Origin of the sequence: Brucella grignonensis (assembly GCF_002252505.1) — a bacterium.
GTDB lineage: Bacteria > Pseudomonadota > Alphaproteobacteria > Rhizobiales > Rhizobiaceae > Brucella > Brucella grignonensis.
Genome location: NZ_NNRL01000012.1, coordinates 1 through 546, shown reverse-complemented (window position 1 = coordinate 546; position 546 = coordinate 1). Strand labels below are relative to the sequence as shown.

The following is a 546-nucleotide window of genomic DNA, read 5'->3' as shown; positions in this document are numbered from 1 at the left end:
TCTCCTCCACGATCGGCAATGCGTCCATGTCGGCGCGCAAGCCGATCCTCGACCCAGCGCCGCGCGAGCCGTGGAGGATGCCGACCACGCCGGTCGTGCCGAAGCCGGTGTGGACCTCGATATTCCAGGACCGCAGCAGATCGGCGACGATCTTCGATGTCCGTTTCTCCTTGAACCCGATCTCTGGATGAGCGTGGAGGTCATGACGGATCGCGACAAGATCCGGTACGAAACTATCGTTCAGTGCATTGGAGCTCATGGTCGACACGACTCGTTCTGGTTAGAAGGAAGCTGGTGCCCGAAGGGCAGGCGGGACAAAAGTTCGCTGATGGCCGTCCAGACGGCCTCTGTCATGACTGCGCAGCGTCTCAGGAGGGGAGCAGATGAACATTTTTCCAAAGGTGTGTCAGCACTACTGTTGATTTCCACTCATCAAGAACAAAGAAGCAGGGTGAAACATCCAACTCTCAAACGGACGTGTTTTCAGCGGGAAGGCCAGTCCGCGACGGAAAAATACAACCAATGTGTCGCCCTCTTACATAGAGC

1 protein-coding gene and 1 pseudogene are annotated in these 546 nt (G+C 56.8%); one reads left to right on the top strand and one right to left on the bottom strand.

Annotation, left to right across the window (positions count from 1 at the left end):
- Nucleotides 1-259, bottom strand: a pseudogene (locus CEV33_RS23555) (amidohydrolase); the annotation flags it as partial.
- A gap of 69 nt (nt 260-328) precedes the next feature.
- Between CEV33_RS23555 and CEV33_RS24145 the strand changes: the two are divergent.
- On the top strand, nt 329-546 hold a 218-nt coding region (locus tag CEV33_RS24145), incomplete at its 3' end, for a hypothetical protein (RefSeq protein WP_208620107.1).